General features: G+C 65.4%; 26 protein-coding genes, 1 tRNA gene and 2 pseudogenes. 11 read left to right on the forward strand and 18 right to left on the reverse strand.

The features are described from left to right. Nucleotides 1-3: 3 nt before the first annotated feature. Genes ACK8CO_RS07910 through ACK8CO_RS07925 form a run of 4 tightly spaced genes read right to left on the reverse strand, consistent with a single transcriptional unit; the run spans nucleotide 4 to nucleotide 3,576 of the window. Nucleotides 4-1,455 (reverse strand): ArnT family glycosyltransferase, encoded by a 1,452-nt coding sequence (locus ACK8CO_RS07910; protein WP_414898763.1) that lies wholly within the window; start codon nucleotides 1,453-1,455, stop codon nucleotides 4-6. Further along, nucleotides 1,430-1,741 (reverse strand): lipid-A-disaccharide synthase N-terminal domain-containing protein, encoded by a 312-nt coding sequence (locus tag ACK8CO_RS07915; RefSeq protein WP_080615006.1) that lies wholly within the window; start codon nucleotides 1,739-1,741, stop codon nucleotides 1,430-1,432. Before ACK8CO_RS07915 ends, ACK8CO_RS07910 begins: the two co-directional genes overlap by 26 nt. Then, entirely contained in the window at nucleotides 1,731-2,465 is a 735-nt protein-coding gene (locus tag ACK8CO_RS07920; protein ID WP_080615005.1) for a glycosyltransferase family 2 protein, read from the reverse strand. The genes ACK8CO_RS07915 and ACK8CO_RS07920 overlap by 11 nt, the downstream gene beginning before the upstream one ends. Before the next feature lie 37 nt (nucleotides 2,466-2,502). Continuing rightward, a complete protein-coding gene (locus ACK8CO_RS07925; protein ID WP_155773889.1) occupies nucleotides 2,503-3,576 on the reverse strand; it encodes a LacI family DNA-binding transcriptional regulator in 1,074 nt (357 codons plus the stop codon). A 248-nt stretch (nucleotides 3,577-3,824) separates the two neighbouring features. On the opposite strand from ACK8CO_RS07925, the gene ACK8CO_RS07930 reads away from it, so the two are divergent. Further along, nucleotides 3,825-3,901 (forward strand) — tRNA-Arg (locus ACK8CO_RS07930). Nucleotides 3,902-3,906: 5 nt separating this feature from the next. Here the strand turns inward: ACK8CO_RS07930 and ACK8CO_RS07935 are convergent. The 8 genes from ACK8CO_RS07935 to ACK8CO_RS07970 form a co-directional block, all read right to left on the reverse strand. After that, nucleotides 3,907-4,482, reverse strand: coding sequence for a site-specific integrase (locus ACK8CO_RS07935; protein WP_414898764.1), 576 nt, complete (start codon nucleotides 4,480-4,482; stop codon nucleotides 3,907-3,909). Next, nucleotides 4,472-4,735, reverse strand: a complete 264-nt coding sequence (locus ACK8CO_RS07940; RefSeq protein ID WP_414898765.1) for a hypothetical protein — start codon at nucleotides 4,733-4,735, stop codon at nucleotides 4,472-4,474. The genes ACK8CO_RS07935 and ACK8CO_RS07940 overlap by 11 nt, the downstream gene beginning before the upstream one ends. Continuing rightward, nucleotides 4,723-4,962, reverse strand: coding sequence for a hypothetical protein (locus ACK8CO_RS07945; protein WP_414898766.1), 240 nt, complete (start codon nucleotides 4,960-4,962; stop codon nucleotides 4,723-4,725). Before ACK8CO_RS07945 ends, ACK8CO_RS07940 begins: the two co-directional genes overlap by 13 nt. Then, on the reverse strand, nucleotides 4,959-5,195 hold the full coding sequence (locus ACK8CO_RS07950; RefSeq protein ID WP_414898767.1) for a hypothetical protein: 237 nt from the start codon (nucleotides 5,193-5,195) through the stop codon (nucleotides 4,959-4,961). The genes ACK8CO_RS07945 and ACK8CO_RS07950 overlap by 4 nt, the downstream gene beginning before the upstream one ends. Continuing rightward, on the reverse strand, nucleotides 5,195-5,320 hold the full coding sequence (locus tag ACK8CO_RS07955) for a hypothetical protein (RefSeq protein ID WP_414898768.1): 126 nt from the start codon (nucleotides 5,318-5,320) through the stop codon (nucleotides 5,195-5,197). Before ACK8CO_RS07955 ends, ACK8CO_RS07950 begins: the two co-directional genes overlap by 1 nt. A gap of 369 nt (nucleotides 5,321-5,689) precedes the next feature. After that, nucleotides 5,690-6,843, reverse strand: a protein-coding gene (locus ACK8CO_RS07960; protein WP_414898769.1) for an IS3 family transposase whose coding sequence is annotated in 2 segments (ribosomal slippage) — nucleotides 5,690-6,591 and nucleotides 6,591-6,843 — 1,155 coding nt in all. Because the reading frame shifts where the segments join, the coding sequence is not laid out codon by codon here. A 256-nt stretch (nucleotides 6,844-7,099) separates the two neighbouring features. Beyond that, nucleotides 7,100-8,185: an HD domain-containing protein gene (locus tag ACK8CO_RS07965; protein WP_414898770.1), complete on the reverse strand. Its 1,086-nt coding sequence runs from the start codon at nucleotides 8,183-8,185 to the stop codon at nucleotides 7,100-7,102. Nucleotides 8,186-8,711: 526 nt separating this feature from the next. Further along, complete coding sequence (locus ACK8CO_RS07970) at nucleotides 8,712-9,398, reverse strand: S24 family peptidase (protein WP_414898771.1); 687 nt, start codon at nucleotides 9,396-9,398, stop codon at nucleotides 8,712-8,714. Between the two features lie 591 nt (nucleotides 9,399-9,989). On the opposite strand from ACK8CO_RS07970, the gene ACK8CO_RS07975 reads away from it, so the two are divergent. The 4 genes from ACK8CO_RS07975 to ACK8CO_RS07990 all read left to right on the forward strand — a co-directional run bounded on the left by ACK8CO_RS07975 (nucleotide 9,990) and on the right by ACK8CO_RS07990 (nucleotide 12,906). Next, the gene (locus ACK8CO_RS07975; RefSeq protein ID WP_414898772.1) at nucleotides 9,990-10,553 is read left to right on the forward strand and encodes a hypothetical protein; all 564 of its coding nucleotides are present in this window, start codon (nucleotides 9,990-9,992) and stop codon (nucleotides 10,551-10,553) included. A gap of 174 nt (nucleotides 10,554-10,727) precedes the next feature. Further along, the gene (locus ACK8CO_RS07980; protein ID WP_414898773.1) at nucleotides 10,728-11,015 is read left to right on the forward strand and encodes a hypothetical protein; all 288 of its coding nucleotides are present in this window, start codon (nucleotides 10,728-10,730) and stop codon (nucleotides 11,013-11,015) included. 25 nt (nucleotides 11,016-11,040) lie between these two features. Next, nucleotides 11,041-11,229 carry a hypothetical protein gene (locus ACK8CO_RS07985; protein ID WP_414898774.1) on the forward strand — a complete coding sequence of 63 codons (189 nt, stop codon included), beginning with the start codon at nucleotides 11,041-11,043 and terminating at the stop codon, nucleotides 11,227-11,229. 1,401 nt (nucleotides 11,230-12,630) lie between these two features. Further along, nucleotides 12,631-12,906 carry a hypothetical protein gene (locus ACK8CO_RS07990; RefSeq protein ID WP_414898775.1) on the forward strand — a complete coding sequence of 92 codons (276 nt, stop codon included), beginning with the start codon at nucleotides 12,631-12,633 and terminating at the stop codon, nucleotides 12,904-12,906. Here the strand turns inward: ACK8CO_RS07990 and ACK8CO_RS07995 are convergent. Beyond that, the gene (locus ACK8CO_RS07995; protein WP_414898776.1) at nucleotides 12,903-14,204 is read right to left on the reverse strand and encodes an Nramp family divalent metal transporter; all 1,302 of its coding nucleotides are present in this window, start codon (nucleotides 14,202-14,204) and stop codon (nucleotides 12,903-12,905) included. The genes ACK8CO_RS07990 and ACK8CO_RS07995 overlap by 4 nt on opposite strands. Before the next feature lie 205 nt (nucleotides 14,205-14,409). Between ACK8CO_RS07995 and mntR the strand changes: the two genes are divergently transcribed. Beyond that, entirely contained in the window at nucleotides 14,410-14,829 is a 420-nt protein-coding gene (gene mntR / locus ACK8CO_RS08000) for a manganese-binding transcriptional regulator MntR (RefSeq protein ID WP_414898777.1), read from the forward strand. Nucleotides 14,830-14,838: 9 nt separating this feature from the next. Here the strand turns inward: mntR and cobU are convergent, their stop codons facing one another. Next, nucleotides 14,839-15,345 carry a bifunctional adenosylcobinamide kinase/adenosylcobinamide-phosphate guanylyltransferase gene (gene cobU / locus ACK8CO_RS08005; RefSeq protein WP_414898778.1) on the reverse strand — a complete coding sequence of 169 codons (507 nt, stop codon included), beginning with the start codon at nucleotides 15,343-15,345 and terminating at the stop codon, nucleotides 14,839-14,841. Nucleotides 15,346-15,531: 186 nt separating this feature from the next. On the opposite strand from cobU, the gene ACK8CO_RS08010 reads away from it, so the two are divergent. From ACK8CO_RS08010 to ACK8CO_RS08030, 5 genes are all read left to right on the forward strand, one after another. Next, entirely contained in the window at nucleotides 15,532-15,825 is a 294-nt protein-coding gene (locus tag ACK8CO_RS08010; RefSeq protein ID WP_080614998.1) for a ribbon-helix-helix domain-containing protein, read from the forward strand. A 105-nt stretch (nucleotides 15,826-15,930) separates the two neighbouring features. After that, nucleotides 15,931-16,326: a VOC family protein gene (locus ACK8CO_RS08015; RefSeq protein WP_042457259.1), complete on the forward strand. Its 396-nt coding sequence runs from the start codon at nucleotides 15,931-15,933 to the stop codon at nucleotides 16,324-16,326. Nucleotides 16,327-16,404: 78 nt separating this feature from the next. Further along, nucleotides 16,405-16,929 carry a twin-arginine translocation signal domain-containing protein gene (locus ACK8CO_RS08020; RefSeq protein WP_414898779.1) on the forward strand — a complete coding sequence of 175 codons (525 nt, stop codon included), beginning with the start codon at nucleotides 16,405-16,407 and terminating at the stop codon, nucleotides 16,927-16,929. A gap of 27 nt (nucleotides 16,930-16,956) precedes the next feature. Next, the gene (locus ACK8CO_RS08025; protein WP_414898780.1) at nucleotides 16,957-18,528 is read left to right on the forward strand and encodes a GMC family oxidoreductase; all 1,572 of its coding nucleotides are present in this window, start codon (nucleotides 16,957-16,959) and stop codon (nucleotides 18,526-18,528) included. 229 nt (nucleotides 18,529-18,757) lie between these two features. Continuing rightward, nucleotides 18,758-20,374 (forward strand): glucan biosynthesis protein, encoded by a 1,617-nt coding sequence (locus ACK8CO_RS08030; RefSeq protein ID WP_414898781.1) that lies wholly within the window; start codon nucleotides 18,758-18,760, stop codon nucleotides 20,372-20,374. Between the two features lie 18 nt (nucleotides 20,375-20,392). Here the strand turns inward: ACK8CO_RS08030 and ACK8CO_RS08035 are convergent, their stop codons facing one another. From ACK8CO_RS08035 to ACK8CO_RS08050, 4 genes and pseudogenes are all read right to left on the reverse strand, one after another. Beyond that, the gene (locus tag ACK8CO_RS08035) at nucleotides 20,393-20,839 is read right to left on the reverse strand and encodes a calcium-binding protein (protein ID WP_414898782.1); all 447 of its coding nucleotides are present in this window, start codon (nucleotides 20,837-20,839) and stop codon (nucleotides 20,393-20,395) included. Nucleotides 20,840-21,060: 221 nt separating this feature from the next. Next, nucleotides 21,061-21,177, reverse strand: a pseudogene (locus ACK8CO_RS08040) (peptidylprolyl isomerase); the annotation flags it as partial. 94 nt (nucleotides 21,178-21,271) lie between these two features. Next, nucleotides 21,272-21,574 (reverse strand): annotated as a pseudogene (locus tag ACK8CO_RS08045) (glycosyl hydrolase); the annotation flags it as partial. Next, on the reverse strand, nucleotides 21,463-21,948 hold the full coding sequence (locus ACK8CO_RS08050; RefSeq protein ID WP_414898783.1) for a glycosyl hydrolase: 486 nt from the start codon (nucleotides 21,946-21,948) through the stop codon (nucleotides 21,463-21,465). The pseudogene ACK8CO_RS08045 and the gene ACK8CO_RS08050, both read right to left, overlap by 112 nt. Between the last annotated feature and the right edge of the window lie 218 nt (nucleotides 21,949-22,166).

The following is a 22,166-nucleotide window of genomic DNA, read 5'->3' on the forward strand; positions in this document are numbered from 1 at the left end:
GGCTCAGCCGTTCCAGCAGCTGGCCGGAAGCCGGAAGATGCGGATGCGCTTGCCGCGATAGGCGCCGGTCTGGGGGGCGAGATCGGCCAGCGGCGTCACCCCCTCGGCACAGGCAGGCAGGCTTCCCCCCGCGACATAGAGCACCTCTCCCCCGAGGTCGTCCGGCAGCGCATGGCGCAGCGCGTAATGGTTGGGCGCGCGCCCGACCGGTGGCGGCGCATAGATCGAGACATCCCGATCGCGCCCGGTATAGAAGAGATCGGCCAGCAGGTCGCGATTGTCGGCCAGGATCACGCCCTGCCCCTCGGCCTCGGCGATGTCGAGGATCGTGGTGCTCATATCGGCGCGGCCGAGATAGCGTTCCAGCAGCGGATGACCGCCGAGGCTCGCCACCGGGGCGAAGACCCCCAGTACCGGCAGCGCCAGCGCCACCGTTCCGTTGATCGCGAAAGAGCTGATCCGCCAGCCCCGGCCAAGGCCCGGCAGCACCGCCAGCGTCCCCGCCAGGTAGGCCGCCGCGGCCCAGTTTGCATAGGCCCCGGCGAGCAGCGCCTCGACCGAGACGATGGCCACGACCGGCAAGGCGAAGACCAGCATCAGCCGGCTCGGCGCATCCTGCCGCGCCCAGCGCAGAGCGTTCCAGAGCAGCGCCGCGAACAGCACCGGTCCGAAGACTGCGAACTGGCTGCCCAGAAACTCGGTCAGGCCCGAAATGTCGAACCCCGCCCGTTCGGAGGGCGCGCGCACCCAGTCGGCATTGTCGAGCGTATGCTCGAGCGTGGTCATGCCGTTCTGCAGGTTCCAGATCACATTGGGCGAGATCGTCGCCGCAAAAGCCAGAAGCGCCAGCCCCGCATCGCGCAGCCGGGACCGCGCGGGCGGGATCAGCAATGCCGCGAGCGCCGCGCAGAGCGGATAATAGATCGCCGCGTATTTCGAGAGAAAGGCCAGCCCCAGCGCCAGGCCCGCCGCCAGCGCCCAGCCCGGTCCCGGCCGCGACAGCAGCCTCAGCCAGAAACCCAGCGCCAGCGCCAAAAACGGGAACATGATCGTGTCGGTCGAGATCAGGATAGAGCCAACCGCCACCATCGGCAGCGTGACATAGCCCAGCGCCACCCAGATCGCCGCCCGCGCGCCCCATAGCCCGGCCGCGATCCGGCCGAGAATGAGCGCCGTCGCGGCGTGAAACAGCGGCGCCGGCAAGCGCACCCAGAACGGCGCATCGCTGCCGGCAAGCCCGGTCGTGGCCCGGATCACCCAGCCGATCATCGGCGGCTTCGAATAATAGCCGAAGGCCAGCTCGCGACCCCAGAGCCAGTACTGGGCCTCGTCGACGAAAAGATCCATCCGGTTCAGCCAGAGCAGCCAGACCCGGAGCGCGGTCACGGCCAGAACGACGGCTGCAGCCGGTCCCAGCCATCCGTGACGATCAGGTGTTGCGGCGCCGGTGTGCATGGATCAGCCAGAGATTGCGGGTATAGATGAAGACGCCGGTCACCTGCCCTAGGATGAAGACCGGGTCCTTGCGGTAGATCGCATAGGCCAGAAGGATCAGCCCGCCCGCCATCGAGAAATACCAGAAGGCCACCGGCACCACCGAGTTGCGGGCGCGTTCCGAGGCGATCCACTGCACGAGGAAGCGCGCAGTGAACATGAGCTGGCCGCCCAGTCCGACCGCGACCCACCAGAACTCGGCCCAGCTGTCGACATGCAGCCAGCCGAACAGCGTCTCAATCTGCATGCCGCGGCTCCTCGGCGGCCCGCGCCTTCTTGCGGCGGCGGATCAGCCAGGACACCCCGATCAGGTCATAGGCACCGACCAGCGCACGCTGCAGATTGCTGTAATTCGACGCCCCGGCATGGCGCTCGCGATGGCTGACATCCACCAGAGCGATCTCCCAGCCGTCGCGCCGGAACAGCGCGGGCAGATAGCGGTGCATGTGGTCGAAATAGGGCAGCGTCAGGAACAGGTCGCGCCGGAAGCCCTTGAGCCCGCAGCCGGTGTCGCGGGTGCCGTCCTTCAGCAGCCGGCCCCGGATCGCATTGGCCGCGCGCGAGGCCCATTTCTTCGAGGCCGTATCCTGCCGCCCGACGCGCTGGCCCGCCACCAGACCCAGCCGACCGGTCTCGTCGGCCAAGAGCGGCGCCCAGAGCTTCGGCAGCTCGGCGGGCGGGTTCTGGCCGTCGCCATCGAGCGTGCAGACCACCGGTGCGCGGGCAGCCAGCACACCGCTATGGACGGCCGCGCTCTGCCCGCCCGAACTCGGGTGGCGCAGCAGGCGCAGCGACGGGTCGGTCTTCATCCGCTCGGCGACGATGGCCGCGGTGGCATCGGTCGAGCCGTCATCGACGACGATCACCTCATGGCTGTCGAGCACCGCGCAGGCCTCGGCGATTTCCCCGAGAAGGAAGGCCACGTTCTCGGCCTCGTTCTTCATGGGGATGACGATGGAAACGGCTGGCATGCAGGCCTCTTTGCGGCACCGGGGCGGTTTGCCGCGCTTAAACCTGATCGCGGACGGCTTGTCCACATCTGGCAAGGTCGGCGCGCAGCGTGTCGCCCGGATCGATCCGCGGGCTCAGCGCCACCCGCTCGCCCTTGCCGGGCAGGCCCTTCCCGACGCAATCGGCGATGATCTGCGCCGCGCGACGACCGATCTCGCGGCGCTGGATGTCCATCGTGGCCGGGCGCAGCGGCAGCCCGTTCAGAAGCTCGATGCCATTGAAGCCCGCCAGCCCCAGCTTGCCCGGCACGTCGAAACCGCGCTCCAGACAGTAAAGCAGCCCGCCCGCGGCGATCATGTCGTTGGAGAAATACAGAAAATCCAAGTCGGGGTGGCGGTCCAGAAGCGCCCGCGTCATCTCGCGCCCCTTCTCGAGCCCAGAGCCGCCCGAATAGAATTCCTGGTCGACGACCTCGAGCCCCGCCCGGCCGAGCGCCCCGGTGAAGCCCTCGAAGCGTTTGCGCGCCCGGTGATCCATCGGCATCTTGGTGCCGAGAAAGCCGATCCGGCGATAGCCGGCCGCGGCGATGGCCCGCGCCATCTCGGCCCCGGCCCGGCGATGCGAGATGCCGACAACCGAGTCGATGGGCTCGCCATCGAGATCGAGGATCTCGACCACCGGAATACCCGCGGCCCGCAGCATCGCCCGGGTCGCCTCGGAATGTTCGAGCCCGGTCACGATCAGCCCCGACGGCCGCCAGGACAGCATCTCGAACAGCACCTTCTCCTCATGCGGCGGATCATAGCGCGACAGGCCGAAGACGGGCTGCAACGGCGTATCCTCGAACACCTCGTTGATGCCCGCCAGCACCTCGGGAAAGACCATGTTCGACAACGACGGGATGATCACGCCGACGAGGTTCACCCGCTGGCTGGCCAGCCCGCCCGCGATGCGGTTCGGCACATATCCCAACCGCTTGGCGGCCTCCAGCACCCGGGCACGGGTCTTTTCCGAGACATCGCCGCTTTGCCGCAGCACGCGGCTGACCGTCATCTCGCTGACGCCCGAGGCTTCGGACACGTCGCGCAGCGTCAACGGTCGGCGCGGTCTGTCGGGCGGGTCTGCGGTCACGGCGCGGCGGGTCCTTCGAGGGCTGGTCGCATCAGTTAAGCGGGAATGCCCCGGAAGTCCAAGCCGAAGCGGTCTTGCAACCGCAGCGTTTTCCGGGGAAAAGACGGGACATGGTCCCGTTGCCCGACCGGATGGGCACGCCTTTCTCAGGCGGGTGGTCGGGGCCGGAAGACGTTGAGGAGACCGACGGTCAGGAGAAGGGCAGCCTCGCGCACCCCATGTTCCGAACTGTTCGAAGGTTAAAGACAGGCCCCGTGGCTCAACTGGATAGAGCAATCCCCTCCTAAGGGATAGGTTGCAGGTTCAAGTCCTGCCGGGGTCACCATAAAATCAAAGACTTACGCGGCTTTTTGGTGTTTGCATTCTGGTTCGTCGAACCAGTTTCGGAGCTCCGAACTCCAAAGACCCGGCAGCGCGGCGCAAATGTTCCGGACTGAACCTGGCATAGGTCGAGCGCGTGATGTTCGGATTCGTGTGCCCGAGGTACTCCGCAATCTCCTCGATCGGCACCCCGGCCTCCGCCATGAAGCGGCCAGCGGTCCGGCGCAGATCGTGCGGCGTGCAGTGATCAATTCCGGCACGGGCAACGGCAGCATTGAAACCGGTCTTGATCGATCGCACAGGCCGACCGCCCCACTCCACCACGAAATCCGACACCGCAGCCCGCTCTGCGTCTTGCAACGCCGCCATCAGCGTGTCGTTGATCGGAACAGTTGCACGCCCCTTGCGCGGCCCCAGATCGTTGGCCGCCAACCGGATCGTGCGGCTTGCGAAATCGACCCGGTCCCAGGTCAATCCCAGGATCGCCCCGCTACGCCCTGCGGTCGTCAACATCAGAAGCATCGCAAGCTTGATGTGCGGATCCAGAGCGGCGGCAAGCAGCCGGTCCACCTCGTCACGCGACAAGTACCGCTCGCGCGGCGCCGGGGTCGGCGGCATCTCGATAGGGGGAACCGCGTCGATCAGCCGAGATCGCGGTGTCGAATGCCTTCCGGGCGCGCCCGGATTCCCAGCGTTCATGCAGGGCGATCAGCCGCTCGACAGTCTCGATGCCCGCGCCGTTCGCGACGGCCTGCGAAATCATCCCCATGGGGGTGATCGCGCCGAAGCTGGCCGGGGTCGCGGCGTCCTCCTGCGGGATCTTCGTCAGTTCGCCCATTGGCTCACCTCGCGTCCGTGCATGTCGTGGATCACCTGCCCGATGGCCTTTTGGGCGACGTGGCCGATCAGACCGATCGCGAGCAGGCCAACGGAGGTCCAGGCCAGCCAGCGCGCGGCCCGGGCCGCATCGCGCAAGATCGCCCGGCGGCGGTCGCGGGCCTCGGCCCGGCCCTGCGGCGTGCTGATCGGGTCCAGCGCCTCGGCGGTGCGGAGAGGGCCGATCATGCCGCCATCCCCGCGAGGCGGCCCTCGAGCCCGCGCCACGCCTCGTCCGTGACTTCGGTCATGGCCGGGGTGTTGAAGTCGAGACGGAAGACCCGGGCGGGTCGGTCCTCGTCAGCAGCGGCGGCGAGCTGGTCCAGCGCGTCGTCCCATGTCGCAGCGGGATCGGGTGCGCCGACGCCGTGGGGGCCGAAATCGGTCATCACCAGCCAGTGGGGTCCGTTCAGCGCCAGCATCACAGTGCCCCCCGCAGGGATGCGAGAAAATGGAAGGCCGCGGCGATCAGCCCGAGCTGGGTCCCGGCGATGAACAGCGCGAGGGCGAGGCCGCGCCAGGTCAGCGGATATTCGGTGTTGCTCATGGGAACCCCCTTGCTGTTGTTGCAAGAAGGTATGTAGCGATAATCGCTACCCCTGGCAATACAGTTTGTAGCTTTTTCCGCTACACCCCGCATTCACCCCATCAGTGCCGGGGTGACAGCATGAAAAACCCCGCGCGAGGCGGCGCCGGGATGGCCGCGGAGTGCGGCTTTCTGCGTGGTGGCGCCTTGCCGTTGGCCTGCAGCCGTGCGCTAGGGCGCTTGCTGCCGATAGCGGCCATTCGACGCCTTTGCCGTTGTCAGTTGGCGCATCGCATAGAAAGGTATCCGCTATGATCCATGGAGCTGCTGCCAACCAGCAACGCGGAGGTCTGAGCTACTCCCCATCGGTTGGACAGTATCTGGCGTAATTTAAGCTACTCTTTGCACCTGCTGATCGGGTTTTTTGATATCATTTCTCTGCCAATAAACCAGCGCCGGTGGCTTGCCGCCGAGGGCTGAGTGAGGACGCTGGTGGTTGTAGAAGGTCATCCATTTCCGGATAGCCCCTTTCGTCTCTGATCCGGTCTCCCAGGCATGCAGGTAGACGCATTCGTATTTCAGGGTTCGCCACAGCCGCTTGATGAAGATGTTGTCGAGGAATCGGCCTTTCCCATCCATCGAGATGCGCACACCGGATCGGCGGAGCCGGTCGGTCCAGGCGAAGAACGTGAACTGGCTGCCCTGATCCGTGTTCATGATCTCGGGCGGGCCGAACTTGTGGATGGCCTCGCTCAGTGCTTCGACGCAGAAGTCGGCCTCCAGGGTGTTCGAGATCCGCCAGGATAGAACCTTGCGCGTGTGCCAGTCCATGATCGCTATGAGGTATAGGAACCCGCGGCGCATGGGCAGGTAGGTGATGTCCGAGCACCAGACCTGGTTCGGACGATCCACGTGCAGCCCTTTCAGAAGGTAAGGATAGGTCTTGTGTCCTTTCGCCGGCCTGCTCGTGTTGGGCTTCTGGTAAATCGGCATCAGCCCCATGAGGCGCATTAGCCGGCGTATTCGCTTCTCGTTCACGAGATGCCCGTCATTGCGCAGGTGCCAGGTCATCTGGCGGACACCGAAGAACGGCGTCTCCAGGAACTGCTCGTCGATCTGCCGCATCAGGCCGAGGTTCTGTGCGGTCTCTCCCTTCGGCTCGTAGTAATAGGACGAGCGCGCAATCGACAGCAGCCTGCACTGCTGACCGATGGACAGCTGAGGATGGTCAGGCTCGATCATACCGCGCCTCACTTCCCGCCCCAGGGCTTCAGCTTTCGTTCCAAAAAAGAGTTGGCCACCGCCAACTCCCCGATCTTGGCGTGGAGCTCCTTCACCTGCTCCTCGTCGATCTCGGGTCTCTTGCGGCCACCGCGCTCGAACACGCCGGACGCGCCTTCGAGCAGGGCGCGCTTCCATTGATGGATCATCGTCGGATGCACTCCGAACCGGCTCGCCAGCTCGGCCGCCGTCTCTTCACCCTTCAGGGCTTCCAGCGCGACCTTCGCCTTGAACTCAGGCGCGTGCTGCTTGCGTTTCGACATCTCTGATCTCCTTCTCGTCGAAGATCAGCAGACTGCAAATCGTAGCTTACGTCACTGTCCGAATTTCCGGGGGGTAGCTCACCTCTAGTTGCTTCCCGACGCGCGACACTGCCATTCACGCCGATTATGATATCCGAGCTTAAGCAAGTTAGGTCCTTCGCGACCGAGCGCAGGGTTCCCAAGATATTTTCGGATCTCTCGCGAGCCGCGTTGAGCACAGAAGCCACATCGTCGCCTCCGTTCAGCTTTGAAATTTTCATAGGTCTTCTATCAACTCTTCAATAGAAATACGTTTTGTGAATTTGCTTTGCGTATAACGCGCGTCGAGCTGATCGGGCTCGTTCACCCCCTTATCCGTCCTCACGGTGAAGGCCCGGTCCTTAACTGTCACCTCTTCCTTCATCCAACTGCTCGGGAGATGATCCTTCAAGGATGTCCGTTGGGAAGCTACAAGGCCGAGTACTTCAAACAATTTTGGATGATGCTTACGTAGCGTCACATCACTACGCCCAAAATCAATCGCATCGAACTCGTCGATATTTGCCCTCATGTAGGCTTGCGCGACCGCATCTAGCAGCCGACCACGCGCACCGCAGATCAATAGAGTATAAACGTCATGCTTAAGCGTCCAGAACGCGTCGAACTCCGGAAGTGGAGCACGGCCAGTCTGGGCCCAGTGTCGAACCGCTCTCAGCATGGAGCGTGGCGCCGCACGAGGCTTCATAAATGCCCGGCTGCGCGAGATCCCGTCCAAGGTATCAAAATTGATAGAGCCAGCGAAGAGAAACGCGTCCGGTCCAGAATGATGACCGTCTATCATTGCGAGCACTTCGTCAGGATCAATGTCAGCATCACGCAAAAAAGCCTGGAGATCACGACCGTTGCGCGTTTCTCCGCGCACGATACGGCGTGTCATTGAATGGTGATCAATGTCGAATGCCTCAGCAAACACTGGCTCAAGCGTATGAGACAGCGGTCCATGCCCTACATCATGCAACAGCGCGGCAGCGAGGAGTAGGCGGCGGCGCCTCTCGCTCAGCCCTGCCTCGCGAGCATACGTTTCAGCAAAGCGGGCAACGCCCAAAGTGTGCTCGAGGCGATTATGACGGCGCCTATGTGCGGAGCGCCCTGATCCGTGGCGAATGAAGTCGATTGCACCAAGAAAACCAATGCCAGCAAGACGGCGCACAGGGGCGGACGACAACAGCTCAAGTGTGAAAGGATCATCGAAGATAATCTTCTCATCAGAACGAAACGTAACTTCGGCGGGAGCAAGAGGCATAAGTTCGGACGCATCCGACGAAACCTTGTAGGCCTGCCACCTTCCCATCTCATCCAGCATCCACGATCCTTACTGAAGCCAGTGCTTGCTTTAGGCGCGAGTTTGCACGGCACATACTGAGCTCATACACCGTCTGATCTGATGTAAGTGCTTTTTCTATCCTTGTCCAAAGTTTCAGCGATCAAATAGACGCGGTGCGCACCTTCGGCCGCACCGTATCGCAGCATTCGCGCGTCCCGTAAAGCTCCACTTCGGACCGCACGGATGGAGCGGATCAAGCATGGCTTTCCTCTAAGTCAGGCCTTCCTCTGCACGGTTCGATCGGCCCGGGGCGCTGTCGGTCTGCTTCCTGCAGATACCGTTGAAAACTCGGTTGCGGGGCCGCAGAGTACCTCCTCATAGAACATGGTTCCGTCTTTTTTGCGACCTCGCTTGACAAACAGACCTTTTCTTCCCCTTTGAAGGATAACGCTCCAAACTCAGGCGAACTCTCGTCCTCGGTCGGAGTTTTGCAACACAATCTGCGCTTTGCTGCCGTTCGTCCATGACAGCGCTAACGGCAGCAGTCCGCCCATGTGGCCAACGCCTAGACCCTGCGCGCTAGCTCGGCCGGCCAGTGCAGTTTGATCGGTGCCGCCCACTTGAGCCGGACCCCGTACATCGTCGGCGTCTGGTCGTTGAAGCTGTGAAGGTCGAAGGTGCCATGGTCTCGTCCTGGGCGAACAACCTTCACCCAGCCTAGCCCCTCTTCGCACTCGCAAACGCATCGCTTGCCTACCGCCTCGCTGGGCACGCTTCCGTCCGACCAGCGGGTGTAGAACAGCAGATCGCCGGCCGAATAGACCGGCTCCATGCTGTCGCCCTCGATTTCCACCGCCACGATGTTGTGTGGCGACAGACCCGGCGGACACTCGACCTGCGGCCCGTCTCCCTTCTCATAGGTATCGAAGACGGGCACCCGCGCGCCTGCGCCGACCTTCCCTGCGATGGCTATGGTAGCGATCCGAGCCGTATCGCTAGGAAGGTCAAAGCCAGTGATCTCAGAGATCAACAACATTTCTTCAGCCGAGATCGTTCGCTTGCCCAGTGTCATCTTGTTGATGATCGAGCGGTCGATCTTCTTCTGCACGCGCGCGTCAAGAAGTTCGGCCAAAGCCGACTGGCTCAGCCCGGAGTGATCCAGAGCTTGAATGAGCCACTCGTTAAGGGGCGCTGATATCGGGGTTCGCGGAGCCATTTCAACGAACAGCATATCCGCGACGCCAATCATCATCTGTAACGAAAATCGCTACAAGCCATATTGCGATAGGTAGCTAAAATCGCTACATCAGCTGTATGGAACCGGCTAGCACCATCATTTCGGCCCTCGGCGGCCCCTCCGCAGTAGCGAAAGTCATTGGTATTCACCGAACGCGGGTGTTGATGTGGCAGGCATCGCGCGAGCGGGGCGGCACGGACGGCCTCGTGCCATACAGGCACATTCCGAAGCTTCTTGAACTCGCCGCCGAGAGGGGCGTCCCCCTCTCCCCTGCGGACTTCATCCCCACGCCCACCGAGGACGCCGCCTGATGCCGCGCCCCCGGCCCCCCATTCCTCAAATGAACAATGAAAACGGCTTTGCTCCATGCGCCCAAGGTGCGCGCAGCGCGAGCCCCCCTCAAGGAAAAGGCGTTTCCCATGGATAAGCGGCTCTTCATGCACATGGCCCGGGCCACCATTGCCCGTGTCGGAGGTGTGGACGCCGCCTGCGCCGCCATCGAAGCCGAATATGGCGAGCCGGTTTCGCGCGGCACGATCTCGAAGATCCAGAACGGGCATCTCGACATCACGTTCGCGCAGGTGGTCGCGCTGCAGAAGGCAACGGGTGACATCGCCTTGGACAAACATCCCGAACAGCGTCATCGAAGCGGGCAAGCCGGGCCGCGCGGTCGATGGCCGGGCGCTTCGCGACAACCCCGTCGCCATCGCGGAAGGGGCTCCGGGGGCTCCCGGCGTAAGCCCCGCCGCTTTCATCGACCCGATTGCGGTGCTGGAGTGGTCGGGCAGAGCGCCTCAGACCGTACTTGGTCTAGGCGATACGAAGTGGCTGCGCTTCGAGCTGTATGGCAATTGGACGGGCACGTCGGAGGACTTGGAGATTGAATTCTCTACGGACGGAGGAGCCACTTGGTCTGGCTTCGTAGACTTGGTCAACGACCGTCGGGGCCAGATATCCTGTCGCATCATGATCAACCTTGAGACCGGGAATACCTACGCCGATGGGACGTTTTTGGCTCGGATTGACGACACGCTCTACCAGTATCACGAGGACCTGACCATTACCCTACCCGCTGGTCGGGTGGACGCGATCCGATTGAGGCACAGGGAGATGGATAACTCTTCCACCAGAATCATCATGCAGAAAGTTTGCGGGTACAAGACGGCATGACAAAAGCCGAAAGAACGCCTGCCGACCCCACGTCTCGATCCCCCCGCTTCGGCGGGTTTTTTCATGCCCGGAGATTGGCCATGACCATGATCGGCATCGCCCTCAGCCACTGCGCAGCCCGGAGCCGCCGGGCGCCCGCGGCCGACTTCTGAGCCGCCCAGGAAGGAGCCCGCCATGCAGGAGCTGACCACGCAGATCCGGGACTGGTGGGGGGTGATGCTCTCGCTGCTCGGGCTGGCCGTCTGGTCGGTCCGGCTCGAGGCGCGCGCCCGCACCAATACCGCCGCGCTCGACCGCGAGACCACCCGGCTCGCCGAGGAGATCCGCGCCCTCGAGGCCCGTTCGCAGCGTCAGCGCGCCGAGGATCTCGCCGCCCGCCAGCGCGACCGCGAGGAGACCAACGCGCTGCTGCGCGAGCTTCGCGCCGACATCAAGACCGTCCTGCAGCGCGTCCCGCGCTGAGCCATTCCCCCGAAAGGAGCCCCCCATGCACCTCGTGCCCCAGTGGCGCGCGCTGATCCGGCGTGCCTGGTCGATCCGTCTCATCCTGCTCGCGGGCCTGCTGTCAGGGCTCGAGGCCGGGCTCTCGCTGGCCTCGCCCGATCTGCTGGGGATCCCCCGCGGGCTCTTCGCCGGGCTTTCGGCGCTGGTCACCGCGGCCGCCTTGGCCGCCTGACCGGCGGCGGCATCGACGACGATTACCAGGAGAGCGATCCGGTCCTCATCAAGACCTTCGCCCCCGGCTCGCGGGTCTATGCCCTCGCGGCCGCAGGCGCCGACGCCATCGCCAAGAACGCCCTGCTGGCCTCGGCCGGGGACGGCATCCTGACGAAGACGCCAAAGGCCAAGACCCGCGACGAGATCACGCTGAACCGGATCCAGCCGGTGACTGCGGGGCTGATCCTCTATGGCGAGCGCACTCTCGGCGGCACCATCGTCGCCCGTTCGACCACCGAGGCCGGGGGCAAGCCGCACCGGCGCTATCATTCGGTCATGCCGCTGGCCTGCCACGAGATCGATGGCGCGGTCGAGATCTGGCTGGGCGAAACGCTTGTCTGGACCGAGGCGCAATACCGCCGCGATGCGGCCGCGGGCAGCGGCGATCCGTACCATTGGGGCCAGGTCGAGAGCGATTACCGGGGCCGCGTCCGGCTTCGCGTCCATGATGGCGGCGCGGATCAGGCGGCCGAGGCCCGCTATGTCGCGGCCGCCAGCGAATGGACCGAGGCCCATCGCGGCCGTGGCGTGGCCTATCTCTACTTCGAGGCCGATTACGACCGCGATCTCTTCCCCGGCGGCGCGCCCCAGATCCGCGTCCGCGCCCGCGGCAAGCGGGTGCTCGATCCGCGCGAATGGACCAGCTCGGCACTCGCTTCCGCCCGGGCCGCGCGCCCCATTCCGGTCTGGGCAGGCCATGATGTCGGGGCAATCGGCAGGACTGCGGGCGGCAGATACCCGCTGGGCGAGTCCTCCGCGCCCTGGAATGGCGGGGCCATCGCCGCGCGATTCTACTTCGACCGGCGCTATCCCGGCGGGCTTGAGCCCGAGGCCGGTCTCAGCCCGGATCTGACCGCAATCGATGGCGAAGCCCTCGAATATGAGAAAATGCGAGGGTTCGACGATCTCTTCGCAGCCTTCGATGTCACCTTGCGGATCGTGACGTTCCACCGTCAGCGCGCCCGCATCGGCATAGGCCGAGAGCAGCTCTGTCAGGATCTCGACCACGGTCTTGTTGTGAAAGATCGGCTGGTTACGCCTCAGGTTGGCAAGAAAGGCCTAGGGCCGAAGCCGAAGCCGGTAGCGATGGCCATTGTCGCCCGAGCACAGCCAGCGCGCCTCGGTGACGATGCCGTCGAAGGGGCGCGCGCCGTCGCGGGTGGTGAGGGTGATCTGCCGCTCAGCCTCCTATGTGTTCTGGCTTCGACACTCAATGGGTCTGAAGCCAGAAGGCGGGTTGCGGCAGCGCTGCTGGCAGCGTACCGGAATGCGGGCGGGGGGCGGCCGCGCCGTCGCGGCGCCGTGATCCGGTTTCCGCCAAGACCGCCAGACGATGCGACCGCCGAGGAGACCGCCCGCGATGCCGATGCCCGACAGGACCGAACCTTCCTGCCGCAGCCTTTGTGCCCTGCCGCCGGCCCTTGCGTTGCCAATCCTCTCGGTGGCCCTGGCGGCCTCGGTCTTCCTCTGGATCGGGCTTGGCGCCGGCCTGCTCTGGCTGGGCTCGGGCGGTGGCGGCCATCCGGTCCTGCCCGAACTCTGCGGGCTCGGATTGCACGGTCTGGCGATCTCGGGATCGGCGCTTGCGGCTCTGATCCTGCTCTGCCGGCGGCCGCAGGGCCGGGCCCGAGACTAGCCCCCCACGATCAGAGATCCGAGAAACGGCAGGTCGAGCCCGAAGGCCCCGGCCAGCAGAACCGCGTTCAGGCTGAGCACCATCGCCGCCCCGGCAATGGCCAGCGCGCGCAGCAGCGGCCCGGAGGCATAGGCCCCCATGACGTCACGCCGCCCGGCAAAGACGATCAGCGCGATCATCGGCACCGGCAGCGCGATCGACAGGATCACCTGGCTGACGACCAGCGCCTGGGTGGCGTTGACCCCGGCTGCGACCACCGCGAAGGCGGGCAGCATCGTCACCAGCCGCCGCAGCCAGATCGGGATGCGGATCCTGAGAAAGCCCTGCATGATCATCTGCCCCGCCATCGTGCCGACGACCGAACTGGAAATGCCCGAGGCGATCAGCGACAGCAGGAACACACCCGCCGCCGCCGCGCCCAGAAGCGGGGTCAGGGTGTGATAGGCGGTCTCGATCTCCGAGACCTCGCTATGGCCGCTGTGAAAGGCACTGGCCGCCATCATCACCATCGCGATGTTGACGATCCCGGCCACGGCCAGCGCCGCCACCACCTCGATATCGGAATAGCGCAGCACCTTGGCGCGCTCGGCCTCGCTGTGGATGACGGCGCGGGTCTGGGTCAGGCCCGAATGCAGGTAGATCGCATGCGGCATGACGGTGGCGCCGATGATGCCGACGGCGATGGTCAGAGCGGCGGCATCGGGCATGGCGGGCGTCACGAGGCCCAGCCCCGCCGCGCCCCAGTCGACCGGCGCGATCAGGATCTCGGCCAGGTAGCAAAGCCCGATCACGCCCACCAGCGCGCCGATGATCAGCTCGATCGGCCGGAAACCCCGGCCCTGGACCAGCAGGATCGCATAGGTGACAATGGCGGTGATCGCCATGCCGACGATCAGCGGCAGCTCGAGCAGCAAGGACAGCCCGATGGCCCCGCCCAGAAACTCGGCCAGATCGGTGGCCATGGCCGCGACCTCGCTGACCGCCCACATCACCCCCACCAGCGGTCGCGGAAAGTGGTCGCGGCACAGCTCGGCGAGGTTCTTGCCGGTGACGATGCCAAGCCGCGCCGACAGCCCCTGAAACAGCATCGCGATCAGGTTCGCCAGCAGCACCACCCAGAGCAGCGTATAGCCGTAGCCTGCGCCGGCCTGGATATTGGTCGCGTAATTGCCCGGGTCCATATAGGCGACCGAGGCGATCACGGCCGGCCCCACGAACAGCAGCCGGGCCCGAAGACCATGCCGCTTGCCCGAAAGAAAGTCGGACATTTCCAGGCGGGTACGGTCGCTGGGGCTCATGATATCGTCCTGAGGCAGGGTGGAAACGGATGACGAACGAAACTTAGCCAAGGCTTCATTCCGTGCAAGTGTCTTTATCGTGATGTGCTATCTTCTCTTTCATCAAGAGGCATCATCCGGCTCTGGCCTAGGCGAACCGTCCCGGCTATATATCCGGTCCTGACAGTCCGGCCGGCCGCGGCGCCGGTTCGGGAAAGGAGGCCCGATGCCGCCCGACATGCCCCCGCCCGCCGACCGCTTCCTCCGCGCCCGCGAGGCGCAGGCCGTCGCTCTGCTTGAGGATTATGTCGAGATGATCGGCGATCTGATCGCCGAACATGGCGAGGCGCGGGTGGCCGACATCGCCCAGCGCATGGGCGTTGCGCATCCGACCGCGACCAAGGCGGTCTCGCGGCTCAAGCGCGAGGGGCTGGCGGTCTCGCGGCCCTATCGGGGCGTGTTCCTGACCGAAGATGGCGCGGCGCTGGCCAACCGGGTGCGCCAGCGTCACCGCGTGGTGGTCGATATGCTGGTGGCGGTGGGCGTGCCGCGCGAGGCGGCCGAGATTGACGCCGAGGGCATCGAGCACCATGTCTCGGAGACCACGCTGCACGCCTTCGAACGCTATCTCACGAAAAGCGGCTGAGCGGGCGGCTCACTTCACCCGCAAGGGCAGGCCCGACACCACGAATTCGACCTCGTCGGCAACCTTGGCCACGCGCTGGTTGACCCAGCCCTGGGCATCGCGGAAGGCCCGGGCCAAGGCGTTTTCGGGCACGATGCCCATGCCGACCTCGTTCGAGACCAGCACCACCGGCGATTGCTGGCGCAAGAGCGCCGCGATCAGCGCCCCGGCCTCTGGCTCCCAGTCGCGCCCTGCGAACATGTGATTGGACAGCCAGAGCGTCAGGCAATCGACCAGCCGCGGCCCGGCGCCATCGCTGCGCTCAAGCGCACCGACCAGCTCGAGCGGTTCCTCGATCAATGTCCAGCCCGGCCCGCGCGCCGCCCGGTGCCGCGCCACGCGGTCGCGCATCTCGTCATCCTGCGGCTCGGAAGTGGCGATATAGACCGGCGCGCCCGGCATCGAACGGACCCGCGCTTCGGCATGGCTGCTCTTGCCCGACCGCGCCCCGCCGGTCACCAGAATGATCCGTCCCATCGCGCTCTCCTTCGGTCCCCGGCGCTGCATAGCCCGCAGGACGCCGCGCTGCAATCGCCAGGGTAGAGAAGACCCGGCACGGTTCTTGCTTGGGGTCGCGCCTGGAATTGGTATAAACTTCAGACCGGACAGGACGGCGACGACAGACACCGCCTGAACACCGCGCCGCAGGGAAGGAGACATGCGATGTGCCAGATCTTTGCCGGACAGGACCCCGAACGCTACCAGTCGACCACGAGGCGGCTGCGGCTCAACGGACAAAGCACCAGCATCCGTCTGGAAAACAGCTTCTGGGCCATCCTCGACGAGATCGCGGCCTCGGAAGGCGCAACGACGCCCGCCTTTATCTCCAAGCTTCATGCCGAGGTGCTGGAACGGCATGGCGAGCCGTCGAATTTCACCTCGCTCCTGCGCTGTACCTGCCTGATCTTCCGCGAGACCGCCCCGGCAGGAGGCCCGATGGCGATGGCCGCCGAATAGCCCCCGGCGCAAAGCCTGCATGGTAGTATCGCGCTACTACCCCGGCCCTCCCCGTCCCGCGCTAGGCTCTTTCCGAACGGAAGACCCAGCAAGAAGGGGACCATCTTGGCCAAGGCGATCCACAGCATGATCCGGGTGCTCGACGAAGAGCGGTCGGTGGCGTTCTACGACAAGGCCTTCGGGCTCAAGGTCGCGGAGCGGCTCGATTTCCCGGATTTCACGCTGATCTACATGAGCAACCCGGAAACCGAATTCGAACTCGAACTGACCGTGAACAAGGGGCGGACCGAGCCCTATGACCTGGGCGACGGCTACGGCCATCTGGCGGTGTCGGTCGAGGATCTCGATGCCGAACATGCGCGCTTCGAGGCGGAGGGCCTCGCGCCGCGCAAGCTGGTGGAATTCGCCCCGGCGGGCGAACTGGTCGGGCGGTTCTTCTTCGTCGCCGATCCGGACGGCTACCAGATCGAGGTGCTGGAACGCAGCGGCCGCTTCAAATGACCCGATAAAGAGAAAAGACCGATAACGACAAGAGACAGGGCGGCTGGACCCCGCCCGTCTGTCAAGGGAGGAGACCAGATGACAGACCAGCAAGCCGTCCGGGCACTGACCCGGCGCCAGCTTCTTGCGCGCGCCAGCGCGGCGGGGGCGACTTTGGTGGTGGGGGCAGGCTTCGTCGCAGCCCCCGACGCCGCCTGGGCCCATGAGACCGCGGCGCTGAAACCCGAAACCTTCGCGACCCTCGTGCAGATGGCGCGCGACATCTATCCCCATGACCGGATCGGCACCGAATATTACGTCGTCGCGGTCAAGGGCTACGACACGGCCGAGGCCGCCCCGGCGATCGAGGCGGGCATCGCCGCGCTGGACGAACTGGCGCGCGGTCACGGCTTTCCGACCTACCTTGGCACCGGCTGGGAACGGGACCGCGCCGAGATCCTGCGCGAGATCGAGGACAGCGTCTTCTTCCAGACCATCCGCGGCGGGCTCGTGACCGGGCTTTACAACCAGAAAGCCGTCTGGCCGCTCTTCGGCTACGAGGGCGAGAGCTATTCGAAGGGCGGCTATCTGCACCGCGGCTTCGACGACATCGTCTGGCTCTGAGCCATAGCCAGTCAGGGAGGAACGGATATGGCTGCAAACTTCGACAAGACCGACGACAGCGTGGTCGTCATCATCGGCACCGGCGCGGGCGGCGGGGTGCTGGCCAACGAACTGGCCCAGAAGGGCATCAAGGTCGTGGCACTCGAGGCCGGCGGGCGCTACCTGCCCGAGGATTACATCAACGACGAATGGGAAAGCTTCGGCCAGCTTGCCTGGACCGACCCGCGCACCACATCGGGCGACTGGCGGGTGGCGCGCGACTTCCCGGCCCTGCCCGCCTGGATCGTCAAGGCGGTGGGCGGCACCACCACTCACTGGGCCGGCGCCTCGCTGAGGTTCCAGGAACATGAATGGAAGGGCAAGACCACCTACGGTCCGGTCCAGGGCGCGAACCTTCTCGACTGGCCGATCGACGCGGCCGAAATGGAGAAATGGTACGACTTGGCCGAAAAGAAGATGGGCGTGACCCGCACCAACGGCCTGCCCGGCCTGCCGGGGAACAACAATTACAAGGTCTTCGAGGCAGGCGCGCGAGCGCTCGGCTACAAGGAGGTCAACACCGGCCGGATGGCGATCAACTCGGTCGAGCGCGACGGGCGGCTCAGCTGCCAGCAGACCGGCTTCTGCTTCCAGGGCTGCAAATGGGGCGCCAAATGGTCCACGGCCTATACCGAGATCCCGCATGGCGAAGAGACCGGCAATCTCGAGGTCCGCGAAAAGGCCCATGCCGCGCGCATCCTGCATGACGCCAAGGGCAAGGTGACCGGGGTCGAATATTTCGACGCCGAGGGCAATCTGCAGATGCAGAAGGCGCGGATCGTCTGCGTCGCCGGCAACTCGTTCGAAAGCCCGCGGCTTCTGCTCAATTCCGCCTCGTCGATGTTTCCAGACGGGCTGGCCAATTCCTCGGGCCAGGTCGGGCGCAACTACATGCGGCACATGACCGGATCGGTCTATGCCAGCTTCGAGCAGCCGGTCCGGATGTGGCGCGGCACCACCATGGCCGGCATCATCCGCGACGAGGCGCGGCACGATCCCTCGCGCGGTTTTGTCGGCGGCTACGAGTTCGAGACCCTCAGCCTCGGGCTGCCCTTCATGGCGGCCTTCCTCGATCCGGGCGGCTGGGGGCGCGAATTCACCTCGGCGCTCGATGCCTACGAGACCATGGCGGGCATGTGGATCGTCGGCGAGGACATGCCGCAGGAAACCAACCGCGTGACGCTGAACCACGATGTCACCGACCAGCATGGCCTGCCGGTGGTCGACGTGCATTTCGACGACCATCCGAACGACCGGGCGATGCGCGCCCATGCCTATGACCGGGGCCGCGCGATCTACGAGGCGGTCGGTGCGACCCGGACCTTCCCGACGCCGCCCTATCCCTCGACCCACAACCTGGGCACCAACCGGATGTCGGAAAACCCACGCGACGGGGTCGTGAACCGCTGGGGCCAGAGCCATGACGTAGCGAACCTCTTCGTCTCGGACGGCTCGCAATTCACCACCGGAGCGGCCGAGAACCCGACCCTGACGATCGTGGCGCTGGCCATTCGTCAGGCCGACCACATCGCCCGCGAGATGTCGGCCCGGACCATCTGATGCCGAGCTGACTGCCGACCGGACAGGGCCTCCGGGCGGGCCCTGCCGGAACCGGCGGGCCGGGGCGCACATCCCGGCCCGTCTCGTCATGGCACAAGGCGCCTTTCATGGCGCCGCGCTCCGACGGCATGGCCCCGCCGATGAACCGATCTTCAGCTTGATTTGGCCTGCAAATCCACCAAATTCCTCGGACGTCGCCCCAGCCGGGGCCGCCGCCAAGGAGCCCAACGTGCCGACTGTCCGTCCGACCGACCACCGCCTTGTCAAGAGTACCCTCATCGCTGCCGCCACCTGTATTGCCGCCGTTTTTGCCGCCGCCCCCTTCGCCGCGGCCGATCCGGCTTCGGTCCCGCCTGCACCGGGCCTTTCAGGTCCCGAACTCGGCGCTCCCAAAGCTTTCAGCTTCGACATGCTGGCCTCCCGCGCCGCCGCGCTGGCCGCCCGACCCTATGCGCCGACGCCGGTGCATCAGCCCGACGTGCTGGAAAAGATCGACTATGACGCGCATTGGAAGATCTTCTTCCGGCCCGAGACCTCGCTGATGATCGGCGACACCGCGGCGCAGTTCTTCCATCTCGGCACCTATTTCCGCCAGCCGGTGAAGATCTTCGCGGTCGAGGACGGCACCGCCCGCGAGCTGGTCTACAGCACCGGTTATTTCGACATGCCGGAAGACAGCCCGGCCCATGCGCTGCAACCCGATGCGGGCTTTGCCGGGTTCCGCCTGATGCGGCCCGACATGAAGACCGACTGGATCTCGTTTCTCGGCGCGGCCTATTTCCGCTCGGACGGCGCGCTGAAGCAATACGGGCTGTCGGCACGCGGCATCGCGCTCAATACCGGCATGTCGGTGCCCGAGGAATTCCCGCGCTTCACCGAATTCTACCTCGAGCCGGGTCCGGACGGCCGCACCATCGTCAACGCGCTGCTGGACGGGCCAAGCGTCGCAGGCGCCTACCGGATGGTGCTTGGCGACCAGCCCGGCCAGGGCCAGATCATGGACATCACCGCGCGGCTGTTCTTCCGCGCTCCGGTCGAGCGGCTGGGGATCGCGCCCCTGACCTCGATGTTCTGGTATTCCGAAAGCAACCGCTTCCAGTCGGCGGACTGGCGGCCCGAGGTGCATGACACCGACGGGCTGATGATCGAGACCGGCGCGGGCGAGCATATCTGGCGGCCGCTGAACAACCCCGACCGGGTCGTGACCTCCAGCTATTTCGACCAGGACATCAAGGGTTTCGGACTGATCCAGCGGGACCGCGATTTCGAGAACTACCAGGATGACGGCGTGTTCTACGACAAGCGCCCCGCGGTCTGGGTCGAGCCGACCTCGCCCTGGGGCGCGGGCGCGGTCCAGTTGATCGAGATCCCGACCGATGACGAGATCTTCGACAATATCGTCGCGTTCTGGAACCCCGAGACCAAGCCCCAGGCAGGCGACGAGATGACGTTTTCCTACCGGCTGCACTGGACCGCGACCCCGCCGGTCGAGATGAAGCTGGCCCATACCGTCGCCACCCGGATCGGCAATGGCGGCGTGCCCGGCCAGCCGCGGCCAAAGGACCAGATCAAGGTCGTCGTCGATTTCGAGGGGCCCGCGCTGAAGGGGCTGACCCGCAAGGACGGGATCCTGCCCAAGGTCTCGGCGCCCCAGGGGGTCGTGATCATCAACCCCTTCGTGCTGCCGGTGGTGGGCACCGACCGCTGGCGGATGGTGTTCGACCTCAAAGCCCCGCCCGGAACCGAGACGGTCGACCTGCGTGCCTTCCTGACCCGGAAGGGCAAGCCCCTGACCGAAACCTGGCTCGGCCAGATCCATCCCGACCAGATCGAGCGGCTGCGATAGGCCCCTGCGGCGGGGCGCTCAGACGATCTGCAGTTCGTCGATCAGCGCCCCGACCGCGCTCAGCCCCTCGATCAGGATGCCATTGCCGTCGCCGAAATCGAGAAACACGCCCGCCTCCGTCGCATAGGCCAGATCCGCCACCGCGTCGGAGCCGGGCGCGGCCCCGGCCCAAAGCGCGGCGTCCAGCCGGAGCGTGTCGATATCCTCCTCGAAATCGGCGATCCGGTCCCGGCCGCCGCCGAAGATGAAAAGATCCGCCCCGGCGCCGCCGATCATCAGGTCGGAGCCCGCGCCCCCGTCGAGAATATCCTCGCCCTCCGCGCCGTCCAGCCAGTCATTGCCATCGCCGCCCCAGAGCCGGTCCTCTCCCGCCCCCCCCAGAAGCCCGTCATCCCCGGCCGCCCCCAGCAGCGTATCGTCGCCGCCCAGACCGTAAAGCAGGTTCTGCCCGGCATTGCCCGACACAACCCGTTGCCAGTGCCGTCAAGCGCGGTCGTCCCGGTCAGGGTGAGATGTTCGAGATTGTCCCCCAGCGTCCAGTCGACCGTGGCGTGAACCCGGTCCCGCCCCGCGCCCGCCTTTTCCAGAACGGCACTTGCGGTCGAGACCACCACATAAAGATCGTCGCCCGTCCTGTCCTTCAGCAGATCACCCGCAACGCTGCCCTGCAGCTTGTCATTGCGCGCGCCGCCGCAAAGTGTATCCGAGCCGCCGCCGGTCAGATGACCGTCGCCCGCCCCGCCCAGCATCAGCTCGGCCCCGGCGCCGCCGCTCAGCAGGTCGTCGCCATCGCTGCCCGCAATCGTCGGGGGCGCAACGGGCCGCGGTCAGATCGGCGAAGACACGGCCAACCTCGGTCAGATTGCCCGCCGCGTCGCAAAGGCCGCCGTTCAGATACCAGCCATCGCCGCCCTCATAGGCCGCGAACCAGGCGTGACGCTCGACGAAATCGAGAGCATCCATCATCTCGGCCCCGGTCCGGGCGAAGGCGACCTGTTCGGCGGCGCTGAAGCTGCGCCCGCCGGTCCAGTCGGCCAGCACCCATTCGGTGACCCAAACCGGCTTGCCATACTGGTCATGGACCGCGTTCAGCCAGGCCTCGAAATCGCGAGATCGCCAGTGTCGGAATAGTAATGGACGGCCACGACATCGACCCTCAGCCCCTGCACCGCGGCGCCGTCCATGAAGCGGCCGAGCCAGCTTTCAGCCCCCAGGGTCTGTTCCTGCGAGGCGGCCGGCGAGACGAGCCGGAGCCCGGTCGCCTGGAGCGCGCCCCAGAGCGCGAGCGCCTCCGCAACCTCCCTATCCGCCTGGCGGGCCAGATCGGGTTCGTTGAAGCCAAGAAGCGTGTCGGCCCTGGCGGCAAGGATGCGGTCGAGCGCGGCCTGACCGACCATCCGCTCGTCCCGGGCCATGCCGACGAACTCGGCCGGATCGGGACTCGGGCCGGCGTCGTAAAGGGGCCAGTCGCTCCAAGTGTAGTACCACTCGAAGCCCAGATCGCCCAGCGCACTGCCGCGCGAGTCGCGGTCCCAGGTTCCAAGCCCGATCTTTTCGGGATGCGCGATGCTCATGGTTGCTTGTCACCCGGGTTGCCACCTCTCCTTGCAGCCGCGCGACTAGCAGTGCACCACGCCAAGCCGCCGCTGAAAATGCACCCAAACCATCGAAATCCCTTCGATTTTTAACAGATCCTGCGGGCAACCTCGTCACCGGCGAGGGCGGCATAGCCACAGATTGGCCTTGTCCTTCGCGGCAGGGGAGACAATTGGGAGGGCAAATCGACGACGAT

This window comes from Rhodovulum sp. HP10 (assembly GCF_047553435.1).
Classification (GTDB): Bacteria; Pseudomonadota; Alphaproteobacteria; order Rhodobacterales; family Rhodobacteraceae; genus Rhodovulum.